The sequence below is a fragment of the Denitrovibrio acetiphilus DSM 12809 genome, from assembly GCF_000025725.1.
In the GTDB taxonomy this organism is placed as follows: domain Bacteria; phylum Chrysiogenota; class Deferribacteres; order Deferribacterales; family Geovibrionaceae; genus Denitrovibrio; species Denitrovibrio acetiphilus.
The window spans coordinates 985,280-1,006,397 of the sequence record NC_013943.1 but is presented as its reverse complement, the minus strand read 5'-3'; the positions used below and the strand labels follow the sequence as shown (position 1 = coordinate 1,006,397).

The window sequence follows — 21,118 nt, the reverse complement described above, 5'->3', positions numbered from 1 at the left end:
ATTAAACTATCTTAAGACGTTGGCCAATAAATTACTCCCTTAAATCACTGTCATTATACGCTATATAATTAATATTGACTATCATTATCAATAACTGCTATTCTGCATTACTAATGGTAAAGAGCACGGAGGGTGCTTCATGGAAAATAAATCAAAGTTCATAAGCGTTACGACCTCACAAGAATATAACTTGTTTGAAAAAAACAGGATTCACGAACATAGATCGACGGAAAACATATACGACCCATGCATTTCTTTAAATGAAATGACGCAACATGTAGAAACTATCAGAGTACAGCCCGGCATGCTTCTTAATATTATCAAAATACCCGCAGATAAAGAATTTTATATGCATTTCGATATTGAAAAAGCACCTTTTTCATTTGAATGCTGGCTTCAGGGAGATGTTGAGTATTTTTACAAAAATACAGAAATGAACGGGTCTGAAAAAATAAGAAAGGGCAATATTATCTTTGGAGCAACAGCCAGCGGTCAAGGATTTTGTCACAAATCAGCAGGTACACCTGTAGAATTCATACAGCTTTTCATAGACCCACACCTTCTTCAGATAATGCTCAGAAATACTCTGGGGAACTGCAGCATCAAATACCACAGCTGTCTTTATAAAAACAAGCATACACACAGATTTATAACTGCAAAAATGCCTCAGGCTGTTATGGCAACAGCTAAAAACATCTCTCAGTGCAGCAAAGAGCACCCGTTTAGAAATCTGATTCTGGCAAATAAGGCTCAGGAACTTCTTTTTAACATATTAATGGGACTTTTCCTGACGTCCCCCGAATGCACTAAATGCTCTATACAACCTGAAGATATCCAGAAATTTCATTACATAAAAAACATAATAGAGGAAAACCTCCATCAGCCTCTCTCTCATAGACAGATAGCCAAAAAAGCCGGAATCAATGAATTTAAACTCAAAACCGGATTTAAAGAATTATTCGGTAAAACAGTATACGGGTATGTACTTGAAAAGCGCATAGAAAACGCAAAAGCAATGCTCGAAACAGGAACAAAAAGTGTCAGTGATGTTGCCTGGGATATTGGCTACACGAATGTCAGCCACTTTATTTCAGTATTCAGAAAATATTACGGAGTCACTCCGGGAAAATTTCTAGGCTCTGTCAGGCAGAAAAAGACCTATAGTCAAATATCATCCGTATAACAGCACTTCTTATCCGCTTACAGGTAGTTTTATAACCGTCAACCGGCATAACCTCAGCAGACATAATAATAAGGAGGTTACTAATGAAAAAGCTGTTAATAATGCTTTTTACACTGGTGACAGCTGTTGTCGGTTTTGCTGAAGATACTGTTAAACCTGATAACTTAATTTCTCTGGATACTGTTACAGTTACTGCGAATAAAACAAAAGAAGATATGCAGAAGATACCGGATTCTGTCTCTGTTCTCACGTCTGTCGATATCAGCGACAGGTCTATTAATAACACAGAAGACATCTTTGAAAGAATCCCCAATATGCATTTCACAAAGATGGGACAAACAGGAAGCAGTGACCAGATTGCTTCAATAAGAGGGATAACATCTTTTATGACCGGAGGTTCAGTCTTCGGCTTTTATATTGATGACGTTTACCAGCCGCTTTACGACATAAACTTCTCAGATGTAGAGAGGATCGAGGTTTTGAGAGGTCCTCAGGGGACTCTCTACGGGCGTAACACAGAAGCAGGCGTAATCAATATCATCACCAAAGAACCAAAAAACACATGGAGTGCTGACATCAACACATCCTACGGCAGTTTTAACACAAAGAGCTTGTTTGTCGCAGGTAACGGAGCAATTATTCGCGATAAACTTTTTCTAAGGTTAACTGGCAAATACTCGTCATCTGACGGCTATTTTGAAAATGATGCAGACAGAAGTGACGACGTAGATAAAAGCAAATCTTTCGATGGCAAGCTCTCTTTGAAATACAAACCAACGTCAGACCTTACTATAGATTTCAAATCCGGTTATCAGGAATATGATGCGAACTATGCAGAATTTGCATTATACGACAGTGTTATGGACGGAGACATGAAAGTAAATGTGGACGACCCTGGAGACATGAGCAACAACACATATAATTCATCTCTGAAAATCGACTATGGTATGGGGAAAGTCAGATTCACATCTATAACCTCAGCCGTAAGGGCAGATACTTCCAATGACAATGATCTGGATTTCACCCAGTATAAACTGATGAAACTGGAAACGAGCAAAGACTCTAAAATATTCAGTCAGGAGTTCAGACTGAATTCAGAAGATAACTCTCCGCTCAAATGGAGAACAGGTGCATATTTATACAGTAGTGAAGAGAAACAAAATATAGATATGTCAATGTTCACTTACAATGTGGTATCCAGCCAATACGGAAAAACAGAGAAAAGCAGTGCTGCTTTATTTGGTCAAATGGACTACAAAATAGGCAAGTTTGTATTAACCGCCGGGCTTCGGTATGAAAATGAACATCAGGAGTTCGACTATGAGTGGTCCGGAGGCGCAATGGTGGGTTACACCCCTGTAAAAGGCTCTGCGGAAGAAGACTTTACAGCTCTCCTCCCTAAAGCTGCTCTGATGTATAACATAAACGACAATTCACAATCTTACATAAGTATTGCCAAAGGTTTTAAAAGCGGCGGCTTCAACATCAGCTCAGAACCTGGAAAATCATACGACTCAGAATATACGTGGAACTATGAGGTAGGCATTAAAAACAAACTTGCCGGCGGAAAACTTGTAGTTAACGCTGCGGCATTTTATATAGACTGGTCAGATATGCAGGTGGAACAACCGTCATATCCTGACTACATAATTGACAATGCAGCGGAAGCAACCAGTAAAGGTCTGGAGCTGGAAGCAAGATTCCTCCCTGCTGCGTGGCTGAATCTATACGGAAGCTTCGGCTATGTGGATGCTGAATTTGACGATTATACCCTGAACGGTGTGGACTATTCAGGTAAAAAAATTACCAACTCACCGGATACTACATATTCTCTCGGGGGAGTTTTGCGTTTTATGGATCATTGGTTTGTAAATGCTGAAATCAACGGTACAGGAAAAATTTATTATAATGCTGCGAACTCGAAAGAACAAACTTCATATGAAATCATAAACGCAAAAGTCGGATACGAAACAGAAAGATTTGATGTATATGTCTGGGTCGACAACCTTCTTGATCAGGCATACGCCACACGAGCATTTGAGATGAGCGGAAATTGGTATGGCAGAAGCGGAAACCCTCTGACTGTTGGAGCCAACGTAAATTTAAGGTTCTGATAATCAATTAAACTAGGAACTCTCCAACGGATACAGTTAAAAGATAGAATCCCCGGGATCCCCCGGGGTTCTCTTTTGTTTATTTTATATTAAACCTTATGCAGAAAGCTGTTGTTCTGCGTCCCACATAGCAGCATACTTGCCATTCTTTTCTATAAGCTCCGCGTGTTTGCCGTGTTCTGCTATTTTTCCGTCAGCAACAACAAGAATTTCATCAGCATTTTTAACTATAGCAAGGGTATGAGCTATCATAATAACCGTTTTCTTCTGTTTCAGCAGGTTCAAAACAGCTTGTTTCACAGCAAGTTCGTTTTCGATATCGAGACTTGCGGTAGCTTCGTCCAGAATCAGTATCGGGCTGTTTTTCAATATCGCCCGTGCAATAGACAGACGCTGACGCTCCCCCCCTGAAAGAAGATTCCCATTTTCGCCGATCATAGTATCATAACCGTTTTTCATATTTAAAATAAACCCTTCACACCCAGCTTCCCTGCAAACATTTTCTATCTCTTTATCGGAAGCATCAGGACGTGCATATCTTATATTGTTGCGAATAGTATCATTAAATAAAAAAACATCCTGATCCACCATAGATATGTTTTCCAAAACTCTTTCAGCAGCAATGTTGTTAATCTTTTTACCTCCGAAAGAAATGCTTCCGCTTTCAACTTCATAGTATTTAGAAATAAGATTCATAATGGTGGATTTACCACAGCCGGAATCACCGACTACTGCAGTCAGACTTTTATCAGGAGCACAGAAGCTAATTCCCTCCAGCACAGGTTCGCCCACAACATATGAGAAACAGACATTATCAAATACAACTTCATGAGTGGCTGTTTGAAAAGGTTTAACGATACCTTTTTCTTCCTTTTCATTAACAACAGATATAATCTTCCCCTTTGATACAGCCAGATGCTTATAAGATGTCAGATCAACGAAAAGCGTTACACACAATTTCGACAGAAAAACAGCAAGCATAATAATCATCAGGTAAGTAACAGGATCTATAGCGCCCCCCTTAAGAGGAACAGCTCCGGCACAGATAACAAGAGAAACACTCCCCCATATAAACGCACCGAAAAATGAACCTATCGGAATTATCTTCGACTCATAAATATACCCGATGTCACTGAAATCCTTCATCGCCGAAATCACATCTTTATTTTTAATACCGCCTATACCATAGGCTCTGAAAGTCTGGATCCCCGAAATGTATTCAACAATACCGCTGACACTCCTGACACAGATTTCATTCTTAAATACGCCGTATTTTCTGACCATACGAAACGACATCCATAAAGCAGGAAGCAGCATAAGCTCCATAAGAAATAAAATTGCCCCCGCAGGAGCCCACAACACGACACCAACATAACCAACCAACATCAGTGAAAGAGAAATGTTTTTTATAATGTCACCGATTTTATGAGTAAGAATTTTCTCATAGTTACTTACATCACTCGTAACAGCGTTTATGTAGTCCCCTGTCTGCTTCTGAGTAAAACATGAAAGAGGTATTTTCTTTATTTTCTCGCCCAGAAACAGACGAACATGTCTGCTGACAAATGCCCCGCCAATATGAAACATTGTATATCCGGTACTGTAAACAATTAACCTGACAACATATATAAACAGCAGCAGCAAAACCAGACTCATGATTTTATCCAGAGTGACATCTCCCTCCCAAAGCATCTGCATAGCAGAAAAAAGGAAATAGAAATTAAATCCCGACAGTATGCCTTCCAGAATATTCAATACAACGCCAACGTAAAAATGCTTATTTTTCCTAAATGGATTCTTACTCATTACAGCCCCCTCTTCATAACTGATAAGTAATATTTCTGGCAATTTCATAATCTGACCAAGCCTGTCTGTAATAATCATTATTTTTCAGCACCTCATCATGAGATCCAATTGTGGTCACTCTTCTATTTTCAATAACAGCGACCCTGTCACAGCTTTTCAAAACTCCTAAGCGGTGAGCAACAATGATAACGGTTTTACCCATGCAGAGGTTGCATATCGCCTTGTCTATCTCCAGCTGATTCTCAGGGTCTGATGAAGCGGTCGCCTCGTCAAGAATGAGAATAGGTGCATTCTTTAAAATAGCTCTTGCAATTGCTATTCTCTGTTTTTCTCCACCGGAAAATCTCGTAGAAAAACTCCCGACTTTAGTGTCATATTCGTCAGGAAGAGACATGATAAAATCGTCAATCTGCGCCTTTACAGCAGCCTCACGAACCTCTTTTAAAGTTGCATTTGCACCCATGCGTATATTTTCAAAAACGCTGTCACGGGTAAGAAATGTTTTCTGAAAAACAATGGCAATGTTTTGCAGAAGAATTTCATAATTGATATCTCTGATGTCCTTGCCTCCGATAAGGATCTCCCCCTTATCAACGTCATAAAATCTGGATATCAACTCAACAATGGTGCTTTTACCAGCTCCGGAGCGCCCTGCAATACCTATTTTTTCACCATCAGAAATCTGCAGGTTACAATCACGTATCACATTGCTGCTGCCATCATATGAAAATGTTACGTTTCTAAGCTCTATATCATGCTTCTCCGGAAACTCTCCACCGCCTTCAAAGACTTGAATTTCAAGCACTTCCCTGGCTTTCTCAATGCCTTTCAGCACATCTGCAAAGTTACTGCCCAGCTCATGAAGAGGTCTCACCTCGGTCAGATACATCCCTCCCACAAACATAAACAGTATAAATACGCTGGCAGTTATCGAACCATTAAGGAAAAACATGCCTCCAAAAGGAACCATGAATATCATGCCGCATTCTATGAAAACGACAAATGCAGCATAAGGAGGTCCCATACTTTTTGCCCCTTCAATCCACACATCGTTTTCTTCCTGTATAGCATCGGCGTATTTTCTAAAAGAACTGCTCCCCATATTATAAGCTTTTATAAGCTTCATACCGCTTATATACTCTATCATCACAGAGTTAAGGCTCACCAGTGAGGCATTGAAGCGGTTTACCATGCCGCTGGAGCTTCTATACATCAGCCCAATGGCTACACCTCCGAGAATCAAAGGTAGCAGAGAGACCAGAGCAAGGGGCGCATTGACAAAACAAAGATAAACAAACACAGCAAAAGGACCTATGAGGTAATAGACAAACTCAGGGAGTTGATGAGCAAGAAACAGCTCCAGCTTTTCGATATCTTCGTTAAGCACAGTTTTAACATCCCCTATACTTCTTGTATTCAAAGCCCCCAGCGGAATTTTCGCCATATGCTCGACAACAATACAGCGAACTCTAAACAAAGCTCTGTATGCTCCCTTATGAGAAACAGCCCCCGCCGCTCCGAAAATTGCAAAACGCAAAGCCATTGCAGCAAGGATTATAATACTATTCTCAACAATGACATGCTGTGTCAGGTTCCGGGCATAAACTGCTACCATAATCCTGTAAACTGCGTAATACGGAACCATAGTAAAGAGTCCGCTTATAAATGCCAGAATCACTGAAAGATACAGTAAATACCTGTCTCTGCCTGCCCATTTAAGCAACAGCATTATCAGTTCTTTATTTTTCAAACCAGTCTCCTTGATAATATATTCATGCCAAAAACAGCTCTCTGAGCTTCTCTGTATTTTCGGCTGTAACATTTATGTCATCCGCCATTGTTCCTCCTGAAAAATGCAGGACACGCGTACAACATGCGCATACAAACTCAAAATCATGTGTAACAACAAACACTATCCTGCCCTCTTCCGAAAGCATTCTGATCAATTCTGAAACCTGAAACATACTATCGGAATCAAGCCCGCTGGTCGGTTCGTCAAAAATCATAACTTCCTTTTCAGACACAACTCCAACAGCAACAGCAGTTCTCTGCTTTTGCCCGCCTGACAGAGTATTCGGATGGCAGTGTCTATACGGAGTAAGGTTTAATCTTTCCAGAGCAATATCTACCTTTTCCATCTGAACATTTCTGATACCAAATGAACACTCACTCTCTACGCTCTCTGCAAAGAGCTGATAATTCACATCCTGCATAACCATGTATGAGTTTTTCAGACGCGCTTTTGCGCTCTGTGATTTCCCATTTTGAAGAAACTCCCCCGTATACTCTTTATGCAGACCGCACAAAGCTCTGCTGAATGTCGTTTTACCCGCTCCGTTTCTGCCTGCCACGGCAATAATCTCACCACGTCCGACCTGCAGGTTCAGCCCTTTCAGAATGACTTTTTTCTTATGACTGACAGAAACATTTCTGATCTCAATAACAGGCTCAGAATCGATTTTACCGGCGTTCAGAGGAGTAACCGCTGAAAGGTCTGCGGCTCTCAATCCCATCCGGCTTCTAACATCTGCTGGAAAACGTCTCAGCTCCGTAGGCGATATCACTTTGTCAACTCTTCCGTTATTCATACAGATAACCTTGTCAGCAATATCTAAAAGATAATAAAGCCTGTGTTCAGCCACTATCACAGTTTTCCCCTGTTGTTTTATAAGCTTCAGAATCTTCTTTAATTCATTAACAGAAGCAGCATCCAGATTAGACGAAGGTTCATCAAGGACATAAACATCAGGATTCATGGCATAAACTGATGCGAAAGCGATCTTCTGTTTCTCCCCGCCTGAAAGCTCAAAAATGTTTCTGCCGAGAAGATCTGAAATATTAAGATCATCTGCTGTTTGCGCCAGGCGAAGTTTAAGCTTGTCAGCGGGAATCCCGGCATTTTCCATACCAAAAACAATCTCACTGTCTGTGTCGACATTAAAAAACTGGGTACGCGGATTCTGAAACACAGAACCAACAACTTCTGCAATCATATACATAGGAGTTTCGTTAACCTGGAGATGTCCCACAGTAACTCTTCCAAACATACTGCCTTCATGAAAATTAGGAATAAGACCATTCAGAAGTTTTGTTATGGTTGTTTTCCCGCTGCCACTCCTTCCGCACAAAAGGAGGCATTCCCCTTTATTAAGCTCCAGACTGACATCACTAATGCTGTCTGCTCTCCTACCGAAATACTCAAAAGAGACATTTTCCAGCTTAATCATTGAAACAACTCCCTATAAAAATGACCAGCCGCGAAAAAAGATAAAAATATAATAAGTGCAAAATAATCTTTCATACTCATTCGTATAGCAACAAGACACGTCCTGCGGGCAGGGTTTTCTATCCCTCTGGTCAGGGAAGCAATAGTCAGTTCGTCAGCCGCCTTCGAGGCAGACATCATGAGCGGGACATAAATTGCGTTGATTGTCTCCGAAGGGTTTGTGAAAATATTTTTAAAGGAGGGGTTCACTCCTCTCATTCTCATTGCGTCCTTTATGAACATCCAGTCATCTTTTATAGCGGGGATATATCTGAACATAATTGCCAGAGGGATACTTATTTTTTCAGTTAACCGTGCACAGTTAACGGCATACAGAAACTCATTAACCTTTGTTGTGGAAATGATTATACCGCTCATCATTGCACACGGATAAACTTTATGAAAAAGACCGAAAAAAGCGAGAAACACAGTTTGCAGGCTATTCTGTGCAGATATTGCAGCCATAGTGACAAAATAGATAAAGATATAAAACACTACGCTGTAAACAGAATATTTAAGTCTACCGCTGACAATACCAAACAGTGCAATGAAAAACACCAGCACCAGATTATAAATAAGAGACGGCGACATTGCCGCCGACAGTATACACAATATCAGAATCAAGATTTTTGTACGGGGATCAAACTTTAAAATACCAGCTTCAAAAGCGTTATTCATGCTGTAATTCCAGCCTTTTCAAATTGCCTTTTCAGCATCTTTCTGCCAACTAACCCACTGAGTAGCGCAGCAGTTAAAGTCCCGATAACAATTATGGGCAAGAGTCCTGAAAATGCCGCAGTATTCATAGTTTCCACATAAGACGCAGATGTGCCATAGCTTATCATTGTCTTAGACCAGCCGGCAGGATCCATAAAAAAAACAGCATAAGTACCTACAGGACCTAAGGAGAAAACCATATACCCGACAATGCCGAACACTGAATTCTTATATCTGCCTAATCTTAAAACTATATCCGCAAGCCCTCCCATGACAATCGCCCCAGTGCCGAAAGCCCAGTGCATCCCTGTGGCAAACCATAAAATGCCTATTATAATGCCTAGAATAGTCACAGCGCCATATTTAGGCACCTTTGCAGATAAGAGTAAGAAAACAGGACCACAGAGAAGAGCCATCCCTATGGGGGTATAAAATGTCAAAACGGGATTAGGGGCAAATATTATTCCTCCGGCAATATTAAAAACAACATATATCGATGAAAACACCCCTGTGACAACAAAATCTTTTGTTGTTAACCCTCTCTTTTTATAGTTGGATTTATTAGCACACATAAATGAATCTCCCTGTAACTTCTTTCTTTCATTCAGCTGATAATGACGATATACTGATATGATATTGATTTGCAATATCACCAGCGTACTTTCGGCTTTTCGGAGCAAAAGTTCGTCTGATCGTTACAAAGGAGCACCGGCATCAAAGACAATATTATCGACATGTATTATAAAGACGATCTTGAGAAGAGAGGGTTTATCCAGGATGAAGGTCACTCTGAGGTAAATTCTGTTGGTAAGTGCTGGCGTCTTTCGGAAAAACTCGGAAGCGGCTATCTGTGGATATACGACAGAAAAGATCTATTTGACATAAAAATACACAACTTCTATTTTTTTGAAGATACATTTATGGAATTCAACCTCCCTGAATGTCTCAGTATAACTCACTATGAATCAATTTCTGGTGATGAACTCTCGCCTTACCGCCGCCTGAGTGCAGACTGTATAAAAAGCTTCATAGGTGGGAACAATCCGTACAGGATATTAATACATAAGAAAATACCAATACGATCCGTCGGAATAGAGATAATGCCTGCTTACTACGAGTACTATTTGAAACAACAGTATCCTGACGAAAATATAAATGCTTATGAAGCTTTTCACCAGGTAGAGCAAACAAGTAATTTTCCGGAGATGCTTTTTCTGCTGAATCAGGTTAAAAACTACCGAGGAAGCGGCTTTGCTTCAAAGCTCTTTTACGAAGGTAAAGTTGCAGAAGCGGTCTCTATGGTCATAGACAGAGCAAAGGTATCTGAACAACCAAAGAAAAGAGTCAATAACATTGATATACAAGGGCTTGAGAACGTAACTGCATATATCAACGACCACTTCGCATCTGAACTGCCTCTGAAAAAACTGGCTAAAATTGCCTGTATGGGCACTACAAAATTCAAATACTCCTTTAAACAATTCCACGGTTGCACAGTCACCGAATATATACGACAAAAGCGCATCGGACAGGCAGAGCATATGCTTTCGGCCACAGACTTGCCCATAGGGCTGATTGCCCGTACTGTGGGTTACTCCGGAGCCGGACACTTTTCGAAGCTGTTCAAAATGAGCACGGGGCTGATGCCGAGAGAATACCGGAAAAACATCTACAGATAACCTTTGGTTCATGTGTCCATCTCAGGCTATTAACAGCACTGTTATCAGAGTAAAAAGAGTATGAATATAATTTTATTTAATATTAATGAAAATAGTTCTAGCTATTTCTAACAATCAGTGTATGATGTTCCTTGTCAATCAATATTTGATATAAGTTTCAAAAAGTTGTTATTAAATTAAATTGGATTTTAGAATCAGAGCCGACGATTTACTAAGCCTATCAATTGATATATTTCAATATATGCCCAAATAAATTTGCTTCAGTTCATGCTTCAAAAAGGTTAACTACCTCTTTCAACTAGTTTATACCAAATTCCGAAATCGATCAGAGCATGTTTTGACAAAAAAAATTATATGGAGCATAATATGAACATTTATGTAGGCAACCTCAGTTACTCAACAAACGAAGACGATATCTCAGCACTTTTCAGCAAAATTGGCGAAGTTGATTCAGTAAGAATCATCACAGACAGAGACACTGGCCGCTCTAAAGGCTTCGGCTTTGTTGAAATGGCAAACAGTGATCAAGCTAAAGCAGCTATCGACAAGCTTAACGAAACAGAGCTTGACGGCAGAAACCTCACTGTAAACGAAGCAAAACCTAAAAACAACGATCGCGGCAACTCAAGATACTAACATATCTTTTTGCTGACAATCTTGTATTTTCAGAAATAAGCTAACTAAAAAAACCGGGCAGAAATGTCCGGTTTTTTTATTGTTATAAACGTTTACAGTAAATAAGTTTCATATCAAATCTTTCTTTTTAAAGCTGAAATATCCTGCAACAGCAAAGCTTAATCCGATTAGCATATTATAAACAAGACCAAACGTAATAAAAGGAACCCTGCCGGCTCTGTCCAGAATAAAATACGCCGCAGGTCCTATAACAGTTAATGTAGGGTCAAACAGAGAGATAGCAACAACTCTGAAAACCTGCACGGGATTAGTAAGAGCAATAGTAAAAATCAATTCCGGCGATATGCGGCTTTTTATCATAAAACCTATAAGTGTCACATCAATAAGAGCAATGAGGAATAGCCACAAAAAAAGTGAAACGGCAACTCCCATTTCCTGACTGCGGACTCTGACGGAAATAAAGAACCCTATCCCCAAAAAGGCAAATGAATTGCAAAGTAAAAGCATTGTATACAAAACAACTAGCCCCCAGGGAACTCCGCCGGAGAATAAACCTATGATGACTGCAAGGATCATCGCAAAAACAAGCGGGAGAAAAACTACAATATACCTGCCTATGAGTTTGCCCCAGTAATAGTCCTTCAGCGAAACGGGGAAAGAAAGCATATACTCTAAAATATGTGAATCCCTGTCTCCGGCTATAACACGAACTGCCGTCATCAGAATAAATATAGGCAAAACGATATTGCACCCCTGAATGAAGATGAGAAGAAGCCTTGTAAGTCCTGTGAAACCAAGGACATAGCTATCTGTCACACCAGCGATAAAGATCATAGACACAAAGCCGCTGAAAAGGAGTGTGTAACCTATAAACCATCTTGAACGCATAGACTCCTGAAGCTCTGCCCTCAGCACAACTTTAAAAGGATTCATTTTTTGCTTCCTTTATTTTTCTTGGACGCCATCTTCTTTTTATAAACTTCTCTTATAAACTCAATGGCTTCATCTTTATTTATAATCGTTTTGCCAGACTCTACAAAAGACCTGTCCCGATGTGCACCTATCCCGTAATTCATTGGTGAGACGTAGCCTTTCGCCAGTACAGCCTCATCCAGACTGAGCCACTTAAGGGTATCGAGATCTGGGACATAAATCATATGGTCATCCCACCCGTTTACAGTATCCAGCCAAACAACAGCACACCCCAGATCGTCAAAAACTTCCTGTGTCTTGTTGTGTTTATTCAGTGTCAGCGCGGCAAAGGCAGGAACTTCTATCTTCATATTGCATTTTTTACAGACATCTTTTCCGGTATCAATCTTCCTAAGCTTCACACCATCTTCTGCTTTCTGCTCAGTATGCTGCTCCGCAGAATAATGCTGTCCGGCAGCAACTCTTTTACTGTCTATCTTTCTGATTACAGCGAAGGCTTCCTCTTTAGTGAGAATGTTATTTTCGGGGTCAACAGTTGACTTCTCTTTGTGGGCTGCGATCCCGTACGACATAGGAGTGAGGTATCCGTCCGCAAAAACAGCATCATCAGCTTTTATCCACTCTTTTTCCGGGTTATTGATATTAGGCACAAACATAACATAGTCGTCCCACCCTTTTGTTTCATCAAGCCATATAACCGCACATCCCATATCTTCAAAAACTTCATGGGTGCCGTTTGTTTTATGTGCAACCTGAGCGCAGAATCTGGGATCACTGAGAAGCATTAAACATCTTTTACATGCATCACGGTCATAGTTGATTTTACAAGGCTTAGGTTCACTGTTGCCGCACCCTATTATTCCGAGAGACATGGCAGTTGCAGCAACTGTAGTGGTTTGTATAAACTTCCTTCTACTAAGCATTTCACCCTCCTTATGGTTAATATTTAAATTTTCTCATCACTGACAATCTTTCCTATATCAAGCTCAATCTTTCTGTTGGCAAGCCCGGCAAGATCCTCAACCCTGTGACTTATAAACATAAGTATCTTATCCATGCAGTATTCATTTATCAGATCATAGAACCGTTCTCTACCTTTCAGGTCGAGATTCGCTGTGGGTTCATCAAATATCAGTACATTTGAATCTCTGGCAAGCGCTATGCTTATAAGAACTTTCTGTTTCATCCCTCCAGAGAGTTTAAAGAATGGTTTTTTGTAATGAGGCTCAATATCCAGATCCATTTTTTGACAAAAATTAGCAATGCTCCCTTTGTCAAAACCTGTCAGACTTGAAGAATAGTTAATAAGCTCTCTCACAGTCTGCCTCAGAGGAGGTGGGAGCTGAGGGACAAAAGATATTTTTTCAAGAGACTTCACTCTTTCCTCAATTGTCTGATAGCCGTTAATTACAATACTTCCGGCATCAGGTTTATATTCGCCTAAAATGCAGCGCATCAGAGTAGTTTTCCCTGCTCCGTTTTGTCCGAGGATCATCAGTTTTTCTTTATCGGAAACAGTCAGATTTATACTATTCAGTACCGTCTGATCACCAAATTTTTTTACAAGTTCTTTTATCTCTATCATGTTACACCAGTTTTTTGAGTCTGCTTTTATATGTCAGAGTATCGTTGTGGCATACATCAATACATCTGCCGCACATGGTACAATCGATATGGGTGATATACTTTTCCACGCCTTTCCCTGTGCTTTCAAGAACATGCGGAACATGGCACACAGACCGGCATGAACCGCAGTTATCGCAGTCAGTGCCATAATGTACTTTCACTGCGGAGACTATATTCAGAAGCCCATAGACAAAACCCACAGGACAAACAGCTCTGCACCAAATGCGTCTACCGACCAATATTTCCAGCATAAATATCAGTACCAGAATCACTATTGAGCCCCATGTGCCGTACAAAATAACCCGGCTTATTATCCCCACCGGGTTGATTGTTTCAAAAATCAAATATCCTGTCGCAAAACTCAGCAACATGAATAGCGCAAAAAATACGGCGTTCATATATTTCGGAGGAGTATGCGGTTTAACTATTTTTTTAGTAACGAGTATATTGTTAAGTTTTTCTCCAAGCTCGCTGATCAATCCGTAAGGGCAAACCCACGAACAAAACGCTCTGCCAAAGATCAGATAAAAGAAAACAATAGTAAACGTTCCTATGACAAGATTTACAGGAAACATATGAGAGGCAAACATATACTGCAAAAAAACAGTAGGATCTATCAGGTGAAATCCGATAAACCGCGACCCAACCAATGTCCCCTCAAGCATCTGAATATCAGCGTGGTATGACAGCACAAAAAGCATAGTAATCAGAAAAACTGACAGCCAGCGGAAAGCACGTAAAGAAAGTTTTGTCTTTGCGTTATGTCTTATGAAAAGACTGTCCACCAGACCAGTATTGTTCAATGTTACCTTTTTTTTGTATTTATCCATATCTAAAACCCTGATATCTCCTCAGCCAATTCGTTTATCTCTTCATCCGTCATATTCCTCATAAGTCCGCTCATCATGGAGTTTTCAACTCTGCCGTGTTTATAGTCATTGAGTTTTTTCAGTAAAATATCCTTCTTCATACCCTTGATAGCTGCCCCCACTGGTCCTGAACCGTCGCGACTGTGGCAGGGAGCACACTTAACGAGATAATTTTTACTGCGCTCGGCTCTGCCTGGCTCATTACTGAGCTCACTTACAACTTGTTTTTTCAGGCTTTCCTCGGTGACCGAAGGCTGCTCTGAGCTCTGCCCCACCTCCTGCGCTTCAGGCTGGGAAACCACCGTTTCACTTTCAACAGAGGAAAACTCCTGAACAAGTAAGAAACCAAAAGCAAGTATTAGCAAAACACCTATTATTATCATAGTTTTATTCATAATCCGCTCCGTTTGACTTCATCGTTAAATTCTTTGATACGGACTGCTATTTCACGTATCTCTTCATCTGTCATTTTATTGACAAACCTCTGCATCAATGTATTTTTCTCTTCGTTTTTCCGGTATTTAGTTATCATTTGATAAATCTGCTTGTCGTCTTTATCCAGCAGAGACGGACCTATAACCCCGTTAGCATAGTCGTCGTGACATGGAGCACATTTCACCACGTAACTTTTACCCAGCTTTTTTTCGATCATATTAAGACCTATACTTCCATAAGGCGTACTTTTTGCTGTAACAACAGCGCCCACTGCTCTTGTGGTTGCATTCTCTTCACCGTCAGGGGCATATTTAACGATATGCTCGCCTTTTGAGCTATAGCCGTAGAAGATGTCTTTCGACATATCTGTGATATCACCGGTTATCACCTGTACTTCCCCCGGTTCATCTGGAGTGAGATTCTGCTTTTCCTCTGTACAGCCTATAAGAAGCAAAAAAGAAAAAACAAAAACTAAATGCTTCATTAAACCCTCCTGTCCACGGGTATTATTTTAATAATGTTTACAGGGCAAAGCTCCACACAGACACCGCACCCCACACATTTTTCTCTTATTTCCGGTATTCTTTTACCGTTCTCGCTAACAAACCCTATCGCATTCTCTTTCTCAGGAAATGGACAATACCTTTCACAAAGGTCGCAGTCTGTCGAGACACGGGATTTCAGCGTTTGATTAAGTTTTCTCTCAACATCTGTTTTCTCCGGCTTGCCATCAGTGAGACTTGCAATATTTTCATCTGTCAGCCGACTTTCTTTATATGACAAACAGTCCTTTATATTATCTATATAAGCCTTGCCCATAGAGACACCGAAAGCATCATCCACGCTGTGGTCAAGTGCACTTGAAGGACAGGCAAGCACGCATGGCAATAAATCACAAAGATAACATCCACGCTCATCCGGCTTTATTACAGGTGTTCCCGCCGCCACTCCGTAGTTCATGTCAAGCAAAGTGACACTGTGATAAGGACAGACCTGAACACATTGCCCGCATTTGATGCAGGTAGCCAGAAAGGTGCTCTCTTTAAGAGCCGCAGGAGGTCTCAGACCATAAAAACTATGTGAAACAGACGGGAGCAAAAATCCACCGCCCCCCGCAGCAACTGCAATTGCATACCATATAAATCTTCTTCTGCTTAGCTCACTCATAAGTTCTCTCCATGACCGGTTTTTCATCAACACCTAAAATCTGAGGCTCAGAAAAGGGTAATAACCGAGCCAGAAAATCAAGCAGACTGAGTGCCGGCGTTCCATAGAAAAACTTTGCTGACGGTCTGTACTGCCATATTGAATCAGCGTAAGACATTACGACCATAGGGGTGTCGCCGAAACCGTCACCATCAAAGTCAAACCCCTCGTATGCGTCCCAGTCGTTCATGAGCCATTTGTTGAGCTCAAGCTTTGACTCTAGCGAGTTGTTTGAGAGATCTGTTATGTTGCCTTTAAAAGTATTTCCTTCGAAACTGCTTTCGATTGTTGTTCCGTGAAACTGTATCCCAACGGAATTGTACATTACCTGATTGTTATTATAGATATTGGTCATACCCGGCTGATGGGGAGACTGGTCAACATACATGCCTCTGGCGTTATACAAAACGGTGTTATCAGTAATTAAGAAATCTGAGCACTCCTTCATGCCTATCCCTATGCCGAAGGCTCCCACTCCCCTGAGCATTTTGTTTTTCTGAACCCTTGACGAATGGCTGAACATAAAGAAGGCTCCGACAGAATTTCCATTAAAAGTGTTGTTGTATACTACGTTTCTGTCTGCATACATGAAATGTAGTGAGTACCTGCTGTTTGTAACAGTGTTGCTTTCGATCTGGTTTCCGCTGGAATACCAGAAGACAGTATCACGGACATTATTTGATATGTTAGAACGTATTACGTTTAAGTGACTGTACCAGAGCCTTATTCCGTCCCCACGCAGTCCGAGACTGAACGGCTTTGACTCGATCCTGTTATTTTCAACAACAGACCTGTTGACCTGTTCAAGATTTACACCAAACAGGCAGTCTGATATTTTGTTGTCATGTATTTTTACTACATCAGCATTTTTCACGGCGATGCATGAATCTATAAAATCATGATTATCACCGCTTCCACGCACTGAAAGGTTTTGAAGCGTAACGTAGCTGGAGTTCACTGTTATAACAGTTCCCGTTCCATCGCCAACAATCACTGCACCGCCATCAATGCCGTCAATATTAATTTGTTTGTTTATTACTATGTTTCCCCTGTATGTGCCTTTCCCCAGAACAAGAGTGGAGCCTTCCGGAGCATTATCTATAGCTTCCTGAAGTACACCTGCATAAGCAGCTTGCGTGATTGTCAGCAATACAGCGAAAAGTAAACGTATAGCCATTGTTTCGACCTTTAAGATTCATTTCTGCGTGACAGTATGGCAAGGATCGAAAGAGCAGATATTACAAGCAGCAGATAAAATCCCAACGATGGGTATGAGTGCGTTGTAAACTGTGCAACTTTCCCGTCTCCGAAGACAGTTGGCATAAAAGGCTTAACTTTAAACATGCCCCATTCCTGCAGATTATGCCCGTACCAATAAAGCCATCCTGAATAGAAAGCGAGAAACCCAGCAGGAAACAGAACAGGCAAAAGCATTCCTACCGTAACTACACGATGCTTCATGGTCATAAAAAGCAGGAAAAGAAAAACTTCAAAAAGCAGCAGATATGGCAAAAAAATACGTTCGACCCTGCCCCCTCTTTCCATTGGGTACATACCGATGAAGTGGTTGATTGTGTTCATTTCATGAACATCCCCGGAATATCCGTCCATATGGAAATAAACCGGGATCCCGTTTGGAAAAGCTTCTTTGGGATAGTTCGGTGCTTCAAGAGAGACAAACCACACCGGAACAGAAGGAACTCCTATTTCAGCCCTGCGCTTGACAAGCTCTTTAAAATCCTTTTCAGCTCCCTGGGGAGTATACGGACTGACATAACGACCGGTCTGGTAAAGATCCCACACAGGGGCAATATAGGACGGTATACTCTCTATATTTCCTGAAGCGATCTTTTCAGGGACTTTATGATAAACCATCACAGGGAATACAAATGCAATAATCAGTATGCAAAGAGCGATCCCTGCATAGATATTTGATTTTCTGAACCTTTTCATTACTGCTCCAAAATTGGTAAATAGGGGCGCAGAGAAGGAGTCCTCCTCTGCGCTACATAGTTATGTTAGGCGTGGATAAACCCACTTTGATGCTTAGAACAAATCGGCGTTTTCATCAATCCACTTCATATACTCCACTATATCATCCACCTCTTTGTCGGACATATTCTGGTTCGGCATTCTGAGATTGAAGTAATCGATGTATTCCTTAACGTAAGGTTCGTTATATTTCGGTGCCGGATCTTTGATGAATTCCCAAACCCATTTTTCGTTCGTACGCCAGATTGAACCTGTGAGGTCGGGACCGGAGCTGACCTGACCGATAACATGACAGCCGTTACACCCGCCTTCAAGATATGCAAGCTCGCCTCTTGCTGCTGCATCACTCATCGGAGTGGCAATCGTTCTCGCAAGGTTATTTTTGGCGCGCAGTCCGACATCGGCGGTTTTAACCATGTACTGCCATACCTGGTTTTCCCACAGGATAGCTTCATCCAGATTGCCTTTATTATAGGCATCATCTGCTTTCGCTTTTACCTCAGGAATCTTGCCGTATTGATCAAGGGCGTCAACTACAAGCCTTTCAATGCTGGAATATTTCTGATAGTTATTATCTTTCAGATACTTAACTACAGACTGGATGACATCATCAGTCGCTTTATTTGTGGCTATTATCTTTTTATATTCAGCCATGAGCTCTTCCTGGCTCATCTTTTTAAGCTGAGTTTTTTTGATATCTTCGTACTTTTTGTCAGGATCTTTGACGAAAAGATATCCCATCATCTCAAGGTGTAGAGCAGAGCAGAACTCTGTACAGTAATATGGGAATACACCTTCCTGATCTGCCACAAAAGTTACACTTGCCGTTTTGCCCGGCTCAACTGAAGCGTGAACGTTCATACCGTCAACACCGAAACCGTGTGTTTCGTCCTGTGCTCTCTCAAGGTTTGTCACAACGATTGTAACAACATCACCTTTGTTGACAGTAATATGCTCAGGGTTTATGTGTGAACGAACCATGGTCGCATAAACTTTTACATTTTTACCGTTTCTCTCAATCCGTTCGCTGCCGGCAAGAGTTGCGTCAGGGTGCGGTTTACCAGTACGCGAGTCGCTACCCATATCATATGTTTTTTTAGGCTTAAGTTTTGATGCGGCTATAGTCACAACATCATGGGGTTCACCAAGAGGAATAGGCATATCGTATAGCAGTTCCATTTTCGGACCTGTTATATCAATAAGCTGATGGTTCTGAGGGTGAAGGGGTCCCACGGGATTAAACCTGTCGATGGATAGCTTATTAAGTGCAATCACATATTTACCAGCAGGTTTAGCTGATTTACCTTCCATAGCATCAACGTGACCTATGTTGTAGTGAACATTGATTCTGTCGAGAACTTTAAGATTCTTATAATCCCATTTGACAATCTGAGAATCAACGTAAAGAGAGGTATAAAGAACACCTTCCTCAGGCACAAAAGAACTATGCAAAGGCCCGAGCCCAAGCTCAACCTGACCATGAAGTGTTTTCTTCATGTCCAGAATAGGTATACCGTAAGGGTCTTTACCAATAAATTCTTTTTTATCAATCAAACCTTTGATTTTATTGAAATCATAAACAGAAGCATGAGTATCAAGCTTGCCGCATACAATCAGAAATCTTCCGTCAGGAGAGACGTCTACACCATGAGGAGACTTCGGTTCCGGGATAAGGAAAAGAGCGCCTGCTTTGATAGCAGCCTCCATAGAAATAACTCTATGACCGTTGTAGATCTTATAGTTTTTCTCGTCCTCGGCAAGTTTTTCAAGGATTTTCCAATTGAAAATATGAAGGTAGTCATTGTCATTACGGCTCATACCTGCTTCAAAAGGAGGAAGACCTTTTTCAATCCCGCCAGTATACATTTCTGAGTTAAAAGAGTTTATAAAACCCCATCCGTTGGAAACGCCCTTACCTGCATCTGAAAGATCCTGCATGTAAGGAGGAAGTTCCAGTGAAAAAGATTTATCAGTATTAATTCTGCCCTTGTCATAATCAAACTTCCACATAGTCAGAGCACCACGAAACGAATTTTCGTAGTCCTCTATAGGATGCCATTGGTCATCAAGAGGTGCTGCATATTGTGTTGCCTCAATAATGTATTCACTGTTAGGGGTGACAAAGGCACCTCCGTGTTCACTTTTCATTATTGGGTTTGTTACAATCTGAACTGTTTCAAAATCTTTCAGATCAATAACAGCAATTCTGGGGTTGGCTTTATCATTAATGAAAAGGTAATCACCAACGTATTCACCATTTTTTTCAGTCAAAGCAGGGTGATGCGAATCTCCCCATGTAATTTTCTTCCCTCTGAAATTGCCACCTTCTAAAACTTTTTTGGATTCATTATCATAGCCGTAACCCTGCCACGGTTCAGGTGTAAATACTCCTATGTACTTGTAAATCCTCATAGAGGGAACACCATAAACTATAACCTGACCTGATTGACCACCGGAAGAAAAGGTAATAAATTCGTCTTTTCTACCAGAAGGTTGATAAGTTTTTGCTGCTGCCAGAATATCCTTTTCTGACAGGTTGCGCTGTTTCATAATATCCTGCAATGTGCTGGCTGAAGCACCTGTCACAAAGACAAAAAGAGAAAACAGCAAAAATACATTCCTAACTTTCGACATAAAAACCTCCTTCTAAAATAATG

19 protein-coding genes are annotated in these 21,118 nt (G+C 40.9%); 4 read left to right on the top strand and 15 right to left on the bottom strand.

Annotated elements, in window-relative coordinates; translation table 11 throughout:
- Positions 1 to 139: 139 nt before the first annotated feature.
- A complete protein-coding gene (locus tag DACET_RS15415) occupies positions 140 to 1,183 on the top strand; it encodes a helix-turn-helix domain-containing protein (protein ID WP_013010268.1) in 1,044 nt (347 codons plus the stop codon).
- Positions 1,184 to 1,266: 83 nt separating this feature from the next.
- Positions 1,267 to 3,297 (top strand): TonB-dependent receptor, encoded by a 2,031-nt coding sequence (locus DACET_RS04815; RefSeq protein ID WP_013010267.1) that lies wholly within the window; start codon positions 1,267 to 1,269, stop codon positions 3,295 to 3,297.
- Positions 3,298 to 3,393: 96 nt separating this feature from the next.
- On the opposite strand, the gene DACET_RS04810 is transcribed toward DACET_RS04815, so the two are convergent.
- Genes DACET_RS04810 through DACET_RS04790 form a run of 5 tightly spaced genes read right to left on the bottom strand, consistent with a single transcriptional unit; the run spans position 3,394 to position 9,657 of the window.
- Positions 3,394 to 5,103 (bottom strand): ABC transporter ATP-binding protein, encoded by a 1,710-nt coding sequence (locus DACET_RS04810; RefSeq protein ID WP_013010266.1) that lies wholly within the window; start codon positions 5,101 to 5,103, stop codon positions 3,394 to 3,396.
- 13 nt (positions 5,104 to 5,116) lie between these two features.
- Entirely contained in the window at positions 5,117 to 6,832 is a 1,716-nt protein-coding gene (locus DACET_RS04805; RefSeq protein WP_041230153.1) for an ATP-binding cassette domain-containing protein, read from the bottom strand.
- A 43-nt stretch (positions 6,833 to 6,875) separates the two neighbouring features.
- Entirely contained in the window at positions 6,876 to 8,330 is a 1,455-nt protein-coding gene (locus DACET_RS04800) for an ABC transporter ATP-binding protein (protein WP_013010264.1), read from the bottom strand.
- Positions 8,327 to 9,046, bottom strand: a complete 720-nt coding sequence (locus DACET_RS04795; protein ID WP_013010263.1) for an energy-coupling factor transporter transmembrane component T family protein — start codon at positions 9,044 to 9,046, stop codon at positions 8,327 to 8,329. The genes DACET_RS04800 and DACET_RS04795 overlap by 4 nt, the downstream gene beginning before the upstream one ends.
- Complete coding sequence (locus DACET_RS04790; protein ID WP_013010262.1) at positions 9,043 to 9,657, bottom strand: MptD family putative ECF transporter S component; 615 nt, start codon at positions 9,655 to 9,657, stop codon at positions 9,043 to 9,045. The genes DACET_RS04795 and DACET_RS04790 overlap by 4 nt, the downstream gene beginning before the upstream one ends.
- Before the next feature lie 162 nt (positions 9,658 to 9,819).
- Here DACET_RS04790 and DACET_RS04785 point away from each other — a divergent pair, with 162 nt between their 5' ends.
- Both DACET_RS04785 and rbp read left to right on the top strand, forming a co-directional pair.
- Positions 9,820 to 10,764: a helix-turn-helix domain-containing protein gene (locus DACET_RS04785; RefSeq protein ID WP_013010261.1), complete on the top strand. Its 945-nt coding sequence runs from the start codon at positions 9,820 to 9,822 to the stop codon at positions 10,762 to 10,764.
- Between the two features lie 366 nt (positions 10,765 to 11,130).
- Positions 11,131 to 11,400 carry an RNA-binding regulator gene (rbp, locus tag DACET_RS04780; RefSeq protein WP_013010260.1) on the top strand — a complete coding sequence of 90 codons (270 nt, stop codon included), beginning with the start codon at positions 11,131 to 11,133 and terminating at the stop codon, positions 11,398 to 11,400.
- A gap of 108 nt (positions 11,401 to 11,508) precedes the next feature.
- On the opposite strand, the gene DACET_RS04775 is transcribed toward rbp, so the two are convergent.
- The 10 genes from DACET_RS04775 to nosZ all read right to left on the bottom strand — a co-directional run bounded on the left by DACET_RS04775 (position 11,509) and on the right by nosZ (position 21,095).
- Positions 11,509 to 12,333 carry an ABC transporter permease gene (locus DACET_RS04775; protein ID WP_013010259.1) on the bottom strand — a complete coding sequence of 275 codons (825 nt, stop codon included), beginning with the start codon at positions 12,331 to 12,333 and terminating at the stop codon, positions 11,509 to 11,511.
- Positions 12,330 to 13,256 (bottom strand): twin-arginine translocation signal domain-containing protein, encoded by a 927-nt coding sequence (locus DACET_RS04770; protein ID WP_013010258.1) that lies wholly within the window; start codon positions 13,254 to 13,256, stop codon positions 12,330 to 12,332. Before DACET_RS04770 ends, DACET_RS04775 begins: the two co-directional genes overlap by 4 nt.
- A 23-nt stretch (positions 13,257 to 13,279) precedes the next feature.
- Entirely contained in the window at positions 13,280 to 13,918 is a 639-nt protein-coding gene (locus tag DACET_RS04765; RefSeq protein WP_013010257.1) for an ATP-binding cassette domain-containing protein, read from the bottom strand.
- A gap of 1 nt (position 13,919) precedes the next feature.
- Positions 13,920 to 14,789 (bottom strand): NapH/MauN family ferredoxin-type protein, encoded by an 870-nt coding sequence (locus DACET_RS04760; protein ID WP_013010256.1) that lies wholly within the window; start codon positions 14,787 to 14,789, stop codon positions 13,920 to 13,922.
- Positions 14,790 to 14,791: 2 nt separating this feature from the next.
- Positions 14,792 to 15,223 carry a c-type cytochrome gene (locus DACET_RS04755; RefSeq protein ID WP_013010255.1) on the bottom strand — a complete coding sequence of 144 codons (432 nt, stop codon included), beginning with the start codon at positions 15,221 to 15,223 and terminating at the stop codon, positions 14,792 to 14,794.
- Entirely contained in the window at positions 15,220 to 15,747 is a 528-nt protein-coding gene (locus DACET_RS15410; protein WP_013010254.1) for a c-type cytochrome, read from the bottom strand. Before DACET_RS15410 ends, DACET_RS04755 begins: the two co-directional genes overlap by 4 nt.
- Entirely contained in the window at positions 15,747 to 16,430 is a 684-nt protein-coding gene (locus DACET_RS04745; RefSeq protein ID WP_013010253.1) for a 4Fe-4S dicluster domain-containing protein, read from the bottom strand. Before DACET_RS04745 ends, DACET_RS15410 begins: the two co-directional genes overlap by 1 nt.
- Positions 16,423 to 17,646, bottom strand: a complete 1,224-nt coding sequence (locus DACET_RS04740) for a nitrous oxide reductase family maturation protein NosD (RefSeq protein ID WP_013010252.1) — start codon at positions 17,644 to 17,646, stop codon at positions 16,423 to 16,425. The genes DACET_RS04745 and DACET_RS04740 overlap by 8 nt, the downstream gene beginning before the upstream one ends.
- Positions 17,647 to 17,657: 11 nt before the next feature.
- Positions 17,658 to 18,422, bottom strand: coding sequence for a hypothetical protein (locus tag DACET_RS04735; protein ID WP_013010251.1), 765 nt, complete (start codon positions 18,420 to 18,422; stop codon positions 17,658 to 17,660).
- A 93-nt stretch (positions 18,423 to 18,515) separates the two neighbouring features.
- Entirely contained in the window at positions 18,516 to 21,095 is a 2,580-nt protein-coding gene (gene nosZ, locus DACET_RS04730; RefSeq protein WP_013010250.1) for a Sec-dependent nitrous-oxide reductase, read from the bottom strand.
- Between the last annotated feature and the right edge of the window lie 23 nt (positions 21,096 to 21,118).

Coding starts and splice junctions, on each gene's coding strand:
- DACET_RS04785 (WP_013010261.1), top strand. CDS start 9,820: ATGTATTATAAAGACGATCTTGAGAAGAGAGGGTTTATCCAGGATGAA.
- DACET_RS04805 (WP_041230153.1), bottom strand. CDS start 6,832: ATGCTGTTGCTTAAATGGGCAGGCAGAGACAGGTATTTACTGTATCTT.
- DACET_RS04735 (WP_013010251.1), bottom strand. CDS start 18,422: ATGAAAAGGTTCAGAAAATCAAATATCTATGCAGGGATCGCTCTTTGC.
- rbp (WP_013010260.1), top strand. CDS start 11,131: ATGAACATTTATGTAGGCAACCTCAGTTACTCAACAAACGAAGACGAT.
- DACET_RS15415 (WP_013010268.1), top strand. CDS start 140: ATGGAAAATAAATCAAAGTTCATAAGCGTTACGACCTCACAAGAATAT.
- DACET_RS04770 (WP_013010258.1), bottom strand. CDS start 13,256: ATGCTTAGTAGAAGGAAGTTTATACAAACCACTACAGTTGCTGCAACT.
- DACET_RS04740 (WP_013010252.1), bottom strand. CDS start 17,646: ATGGCTATACGTTTACTTTTCGCTGTATTGCTGACAATCACGCAAGCT.
- DACET_RS04810 (WP_013010266.1), bottom strand. CDS start 5,103: ATGAGTAAGAATCCATTTAGGAAAAATAAGCATTTTTACGTTGGCGTT.
- DACET_RS04815 (WP_013010267.1), top strand. CDS start 1,267: ATGAAAAAGCTGTTAATAATGCTTTTTACACTGGTGACAGCTGTTGTC.
- DACET_RS04790 (WP_013010262.1), bottom strand. CDS start 9,657: ATGTGTGCTAATAAATCCAACTATAAAAAGAGAGGGTTAACAACAAAA.
- DACET_RS04775 (WP_013010259.1), bottom strand. CDS start 12,333: ATGAATCCTTTTAAAGTTGTGCTGAGGGCAGAGCTTCAGGAGTCTATG.
- DACET_RS04765 (WP_013010257.1), bottom strand. CDS start 13,918: ATGATAGAGATAAAAGAACTTGTAAAAAAATTTGGTGATCAGACGGTA.
- DACET_RS15410 (WP_013010254.1), bottom strand. CDS start 15,747: ATGAAGCATTTAGTTTTTGTTTTTTCTTTTTTGCTTCTTATAGGCTGT.
- nosZ (WP_013010250.1), bottom strand. CDS start 21,095: ATGTCGAAAGTTAGGAATGTATTTTTGCTGTTTTCTCTTTTTGTCTTT.
- DACET_RS04800 (WP_013010264.1), bottom strand. CDS start 8,330: ATGATTAAGCTGGAAAATGTCTCTTTTGAGTATTTCGGTAGGAGAGCA.
- DACET_RS04755 (WP_013010255.1), bottom strand. CDS start 15,223: ATGAATAAAACTATGATAATAATAGGTGTTTTGCTAATACTTGCTTTT.
- DACET_RS04795 (WP_013010263.1), bottom strand. CDS start 9,046: ATGAATAACGCTTTTGAAGCTGGTATTTTAAAGTTTGATCCCCGTACA.
- DACET_RS04760 (WP_013010256.1), bottom strand. CDS start 14,789: ATGGATAAATACAAAAAAAAGGTAACATTGAACAATACTGGTCTGGTG.
- DACET_RS04745 (WP_013010253.1), bottom strand. CDS start 16,430: ATGAGTGAGCTAAGCAGAAGAAGATTTATATGGTATGCAATTGCAGTT.